The organism is Streptomyces sp. NPDC090442 (assembly GCF_044769405.1).
Taxonomy (GTDB): domain Bacteria; phylum Actinomycetota; class Actinomycetes; order Streptomycetales; family Streptomycetaceae; genus Streptomyces.
The window spans coordinates 1-6,327 of the sequence record NZ_JBIVXW010000157.1 but is presented as its reverse complement, the minus strand read 5'-3'; the positions used below and the strand labels follow the sequence as shown (position 1 = coordinate 6,327).

Below are 6,327 nucleotides of genomic sequence, written 5' to 3'. Positions count from 1 at the left end.
GCGAGCCTGATGAGTCATCACAACCCAGACAACTCATAGAAACCACTCCATGTCCCCAACCGTGAGCAAGATCATCAATCGTGGGGCGACCCGTTGGTGATGCGGTGCTCGGCCTTGCCGAGCAGTTCCTCCACATTTGTGGCGTTCGCGAATCGGCGCACCGTTTTCCGTTCGAGGTCCAGCTCCCGTGCGATGGCCGAGCGGGACAGGCCGCGGGCGAGGCGTTCTTGCACCTCGGTGTACCGTGCTCGGGTGCGCTCGGCCAGCGGGTAGGTTCGCTTGGGCGGGATGGCGGGCTCGGCCGCAGGCGTCGGCGCGGGCACGGGCGCTTCAGGCTCCGACACCACCGGCTCGACCGGGGCCGCGGCGGCATCGCGCAGGCAGCGATGATGGGCGGCCACGGTCTTCTCCGCCGCCTCGCACACGTTCTTCCACAAATGGAACCTGTCGGCGATTTGGGTCGCCTGCGGGGCGCCTGAACGGATGCCCTCGGCATACGCACCTGCCCTGTCCCGGCACACGGCCTGGATTTCGGGGTGTTCGCGCAACCAGGCCGCGAGCGTGTCCGCCTCGCGATCGGGCAGTACGTCCACGGGCTTGTGGTCGTCCATGTTGATCAAGATGGTGTTGTACGACTGGCGGCGGCGGACTGCGAAATCGTCCACGCCGAGTACCGTGATCCGCCCGGCCTCGGGCAACGGCTGGGCGCGGACGAGCCGGATCAGCACGTCACGGCAGCACGGCATCGCGAGTCGTGCCGCGAGCCTGGATCCAGGACGGCCGGCCAGTGGAGAGCAACGTTGGTCAGAGCCTTGGTCAGTGGCGGGGTGCGGCGGGCGAACGGCGTGGTCAGCCCTGGAATCTGCTCGGAGAACGTGGACTGCGCACATCGGGAGTTGGCGCACTTGAACCGGCGAACATGCACGACCACCCGGACTCTGCGGCCGCCGAACGGGAGGTCGGCGAGCTGACGTTGGTAGCGAGCGTGAACCCGTAACGAGCGTCTGCGGCAGCCGGAGCACGCCGCGCCGGCCGCCTTCGCCCGCACCCGGAACGTCACCAAGTCCCCATCCTGGTCGACGCTTTCCACCGTCACCGCCGCGAACTGCGGCACAAGCCCGTCAACGCTCAGCGATATGCACGCCGGACATCATGACCTGCGGACCCTAGGGTCCCGCCCGCACGACACACCAACCAGCACACGTCACGTGATCATCGCCAGAGCCCAATTACGTGAGCGCCGACAGGGGGGGTGTTTCCTCACGATCTCGGCTCATTCACCCAGACGCATACCGGAGAGGAGCCCCCATCCCGGCCGCTCGCGGCATCGAACAGTTCCCCGACCGGGCCTTCCGGTGGGGGATGGGCGGGCAGGTGTGCGACGATCACTCGTCTCATGAGCCATGCGCCTCGCCTGACGAGGTTTCGAGAGAGGTGTCCCCTTGTTACGCCGACTACTGAGCAGCAGAGCTGCCTCAACTGCTGCCACTGCAGGAGTCGTCCTCCTGGTCGCTGCCGCTTTGCCTCCTCCCGTCGTATCCGCTGGCGGTAGGTCACTGTCCCTGGCTCCGGTGGCAGATGACTACTACGCGTCTGCCGTCGGCCTGAGCGGCCCGGCGCTGAAGACGGTCCTGCACAGCATCATCAGCAGGCAGACGTCTTCCGTCTCCTACGGCCAGGTCTGGGACGCGTTGCGGAACACCGACGAGGACCCCGACAACTCTGCCCACGTGATTGAGCTGTACACGGGCAGGTCGGTCGCGAAGAACCGCGCCGGCGCAAATGCCGGGGACTGGAACCGCGAGCACGTGTGGGCCAAGAGCCACGGCGGCTTCGGCACTGCAACCGGCCCGGGCACCGACCTGCACCACCTGCGGGCCGAGGACGTCACGGTGAACAGCATCCGGGGCAACAAGGACTTCGACGACGGCGGCAGCGCCATCACTGGCGCTGCCGGCAACTACACCGACAACGACTCCTTCGAACCACGGGACGCTGTCAAAGGTGACGTCGCCCGCATGATCCTGTACATGGCCGTGCGCTACGACGGCGATGACGGCTTCGCCGACCTCGAACCCAACGACAGGACCGACAACGGTTCCGCCCCTGCGATCGGTCGGATCAGTGTGCTCAAGGAGTGGAGCATGCAAGACCCGCCCGACGACTTCGAACAGCGCCGCAACGAGGTGATCTACAAGGACTACCAGCACAACCGCAACCCCTTCGTGGACCACCCCGAATGGGTCAACGCCATCTGGTAGACATCGCCGGGGACTGCACAGCCGACGAAGCCCCCTGTGACCAGGCACACGACCGGCGAAGTCCCGCACAGACCCAGGCAGAGCCCGCCCCCCCATGACGTACACTGCCGCCGCGCTAGCGGCGGCCAGGAAGGCGCCAGCAGCAGGCCGCAGCTGACCGAGAGGCGACCTCCCAATCGGCGCGGTGAGCACCGCGAACCGGGCCTTCACCGCCATCGCGGCGGCGACCACCGCCGCGATGGCATCACCCAACACACTGACCGCGGACGGTTCAGCGTGGTCGTCCTGCCACTGCAACTCGCCGTCCACGGCATCACGCGCGGCACACGCATCAACAGATCCACCTGGCGTCGCACAGGCCGGTACGGCCATCTGCTTCCACGCCGCGTCCAGAGCCCGCACCAGCCCTGTGCCAGGTGCTCCTCGACGGGTTGCTCCAGGCTCAGGCCGGGTCCTTTGCGCACTGCGGTCCGGGGCTTGCCGTCCAGCAGGCGGCACGCGGGGTGGAGAAGCAGCGCGAGGGGGAAGCGAAGATGTCGCGGCTCATCAGCCGTTCATTGTTCATTGAATACTCCCGGCTGCGGCGTCGCCCTCACGAAGTGGAGGTCCCCCGCGGAAGGAGGGCGGCAGTACATCTCACGCCAAGGCGGCTCGGTGACCTGTCTTTTGGGGGTGAAATCTGGATTGGGTCTTCGTTTTGTGATGGCAGGGCAGAAGGTCCCGGTGGGGTCGGGGCTTTGGTCTCTGTGCGCGAGGGCTGGGTGGCGACTGGGATGGGGCTTGTCCCTCTTGCCTACTCATGCGGGAGCCGTTTCCCTGTGCAAGATCACACTGCTGAAGCGGAAGGCGCCCGTAGCACGGGAGCGAAAGGGGACGGTGCGGCCGAGCCCAGAGCTCTCGCCCGGTGCCTGGGCGGCGCAGCTCGCACAGATCCGTCTCCCTGTCGCAGGCAGGGAGACGGAATCCACCAACTGCCAAAGGCAAGGGGTACTTGTGGCGCGGCTTCCGCGCAAAAGGCCGCGCGCCTGACCTGACATCACACCGGACTGGCTTCCCGCCTCCTTCTCGTCCTGGGTTGTCGTTCGACCGGCGATGGCGGAGGTCACCAATCGGCCCGGATGCACGAACAGTCACACCTTGACCTCCTTGTCATCGCGCCCGTGAGCGCACCTCACCCGTAAAGAGAGAGGCAACCATCTCGTCATGAAGGCTGTTTGCGCGTTGTTCCCCGGCCTGGGACTGGGAGAGCAGCATCCGGGCATGGGGCGTTGCCTGGTTGAGTCTTTCCCCGCGGCGCAGGATGTCTTCGATGAGGCCAGTGCTGCTCTGGGTACTGATATGCGTCGTTTGTGTTGGCAGTCGACGCCCCGGACTCTGGCGCAGGCCCCTCATGCGCAGCCGGCGTTGGTCACGACAGCTTTGGCGGCGTGGCGTGTGCTGGAGTCTCTAGGGGTGCCGGTGGCTTTGGCGGCGGGTCATGGTCTTGGCACGCTGACGGCTCTGGTTGCCACGGGGGCTATGTCGCTTTCGGATGCGGTGCAACTGGCCCGCCGTCACGGTGAGATCACCATGGCAGCTCCCGGAGAGGGAAGGATGTGTACTGCGGCTGCTTCCACGACTCTTCCGCGCCACAGATTGACAGCCCTCGCCAGGAGATTGGGTCTGCACCTGGCTGCCGATAACGGGTCCCGTCATCTCACCTTCGCCGGCTCGCGCAGGAATGTTCAACGTTACCTGGCTGCCGTAGGCCCCCGCGCCTATGCGCACAGCGCCCCTCACGCGTGCCACAGCCCCTTGATGCGCTCTGCCGAACCCCAATGGCGCGACATCGTTGCCGCCACCGATATCCGCCGCCCTCATGCACCGGTCGCCCTGCCCAGCCGTGGCACCTTCACCACCGACCCCCAAGCGCTGCGCGCAGACCTGATCACCACGCTCCACTCCCCCGTACCGTGGCGCACCACGATGGTGATGGCAGGCTCCCGGCCTCGTGTGGCTCTCGGGCCGGCCCGCCAGCTCATCTCTCACGCTGCCGGCCCCTACCAGCCCCCGATACCGCTGGTCGCCAGCCCCGTCACCGCCCTCACCACCGCCCACGCACTCACCCAGCACTGACACCAACCTTCACCTGAGCCGCTCGATGCCCTGAGCACAGAAGTCCTGCCCCGTGCGCCAAGTACCCGTCCCGCATCCGCTGTCCCCATGTTGGCGGGCGCGGAGCCCGTCGCCCTGAATGAGGAAGTGACCATGTGGAAGAACCCCGCGCCGCTCGACGGCTACGCCCCTCCATCCGGGCCAGGGCAACCCCGAGGCAGGCGCCGGCGGCGGCACACAGCCTTACGTGCCGCGACGCTTTGCCTGCTCCTGGCTCTGACCACGCAGTGGGCAACCTCAGCCGCGGCTGCGAGCACCGACTTCCCTGACAGTCAGCGGCCAGCGGCGGCGGTGTCTATGGGCGACAGCTTCATCTCCGGTGAGGCTGGCCGCTGGTACGGCAACGCCGCCCCCTTGTCCGCCGGACACCGCTACGGCACCGACCGGGCCGCCAACAACTGCTGGGAATGGGCCAGTTGGTGCAGCCACGACCCCTCCACCATCTACGGCGACTCACACCGCAACGGCTGCCACCGCTCAGACACCGCCCCGATCATGAGCACGGACCTCGGCCCGGGAATCCAGCGCATCAACCTCGCCTGCTCCGGCGCCACCACCCACAACATCCTCCGCCTAGCAAGCGGCGGGCTCCCCTTCAAAGGAGAAGAACCCCAAGCCGACCAACTCGCCCGCACGGCACGCACACACGACATCAAACTCATCGTGCTGTCCATAGGCGGCAACGACCTCGGCTTCACCGACCTCATCACCGACTGCGTCAAAGGCTTCATGACTCCCACCGGCAACTGGCGCTGCGCGTCTGGGCAGGACGGCCGGTTGGGCACAGCGCTGCAGGAGACTCGGGCGAAGGTGGCAAGGACTCTCGACGATATCCGTGCGGTGATGCGCCAGGCAGGATACTCAGCGGACTCCTACCGCCTGGTCCTGCAGTCGTATCCCTCCCCTGTTCCCCGGGGTGGGGACAACCGGTACCCCGAGACCTACACACGCTTCAGCACCGGCGGCTGCCCCCTGTTCAACGACGACGCCACCTGGGCCCGCGACAGCGTCGTACCCCGCATCGCCACCATGCTCAAAGACGCAGCGCGAGAAGCAAACGCCCAATTCCTCGACCTACAGGACGCCTTCGACGGCAAGGAAGTATGCAGCACGGGGACAGCCCAAGCCACCAGCGAGCACACCCCCGCCAACAGACTGCCCAGCCACCGGGCCGAATGGGTACGATTCCTCATCGTCATGGGCAGCCAGGGCACCGCACAGGAATCCATCCACCCCAACGCCTACGGCCAACAAGCACTAGGCCACTGCCTAACCCTGCTATGGCACCAACAACCACACCACACCTACACCTGCCGCAACACACCCCACAGCGGCCCCCACAACATGAAACTGCAAGCGACCCACACCTAAACGAGCGCGCCGAAGGCAACCTGCCCTGGGTCCAGGCAACGGCCGGCCCCGCCCCTGGCAGTACGTCCGCGGCTGGCCCCGACTCCGCACCTGACGCCAGGCCTTCCCACCTCTGCCCTCGCGCGAAGTCAACGAGACAGCGTGGCCCGTGGCATCCGCACGACCAAAATGCGAAGATCGCACTGCTGCCGTCGGCCGTGGCCGCAACATCTCCGGGCACCGGCCACGGGCCGACGACAGCAACCACCTACTCGAACTGGCAATGAACCGCCGGTTCCAACGCCCCCCACTGGCCGAAGGCCCATCCCAACGACAACACCCGACCCGCCCATCGCCGACAGCTGCACCACGGAAGCCAGTTGACCACTATGACGAGTGGTTGCTCCGGCAACTCCGCCCCACACTCCCTTCCGGGCCAGGGTCGCGTGTAAGCCAAGTCAGATGTAAGTGGGTGGTTCGTGAGGTGATGTCCGTTTCCGGCTGAGGGTGGGTGCAAGGCCGCTGGTGGAGGTTGCATCGGCTATTGCTTCCTGGCGAAGTT

At 66.5% G+C, this 6,327-nt stretch carries 5 protein-coding genes; 3 read left to right on the top strand and 2 right to left on the bottom strand.

Annotated features, from left to right (window positions below):
- Positions 1-74: 74 nt before the first annotated feature.
- Both ACIQU6_RS43530 and ACIQU6_RS43525 read right to left on the bottom strand, forming a co-directional pair.
- Positions 75-728, bottom strand: coding sequence for a transposase (locus ACIQU6_RS43530; RefSeq protein WP_403488088.1), 654 nt, complete (start codon positions 726-728; stop codon positions 75-77).
- Entirely contained in the window at positions 722-1,048 is a 327-nt protein-coding gene (locus ACIQU6_RS43525; RefSeq protein WP_403488090.1) for a transposase family protein, read from the bottom strand. The genes ACIQU6_RS43530 and ACIQU6_RS43525 overlap by 7 nt, the downstream gene beginning before the upstream one ends.
- A 523-nt stretch (positions 1,049-1,571) precedes the next feature.
- Here ACIQU6_RS43525 and ACIQU6_RS43520 point away from each other — a divergent pair.
- The 3 genes from ACIQU6_RS43520 to ACIQU6_RS43510 all read left to right on the top strand — a co-directional run bounded on the left by ACIQU6_RS43520 (position 1,572) and on the right by ACIQU6_RS43510 (position 5,786).
- Complete coding sequence (locus ACIQU6_RS43520) at positions 1,572-2,261, top strand: endonuclease I family protein (protein ID WP_403488086.1); 690 nt, start codon at positions 1,572-1,574, stop codon at positions 2,259-2,261.
- Between the two features lie 1,203 nt (positions 2,262-3,464).
- Positions 3,465-4,376, top strand: coding sequence for an ACP S-malonyltransferase (locus ACIQU6_RS43515; protein ID WP_403488084.1), 912 nt, complete (start codon positions 3,465-3,467; stop codon positions 4,374-4,376).
- A 336-nt stretch (positions 4,377-4,712) separates the two neighbouring features.
- Positions 4,713-5,786, top strand: a complete 1,074-nt coding sequence (locus ACIQU6_RS43510; RefSeq protein WP_403488082.1) for a GDSL-type esterase/lipase family protein — start codon at positions 4,713-4,715, stop codon at positions 5,784-5,786.
- Positions 5,787-6,327 lie beyond the last annotated feature (541 nt).

Excerpts from the sequence above, each read along its gene's own strand:
- ACIQU6_RS43515 (WP_403488084.1), top strand. The coding sequence starts at position 3,465 with ATGAAGGCTGTTTGCGCGTTGTTCCCCGGCCTGGGACTGGGAGAGCAG.
- ACIQU6_RS43510 (WP_403488082.1), top strand. The coding sequence starts at position 4,713 with ATGGGCGACAGCTTCATCTCCGGTGAGGCTGGCCGCTGGTACGGCAAC.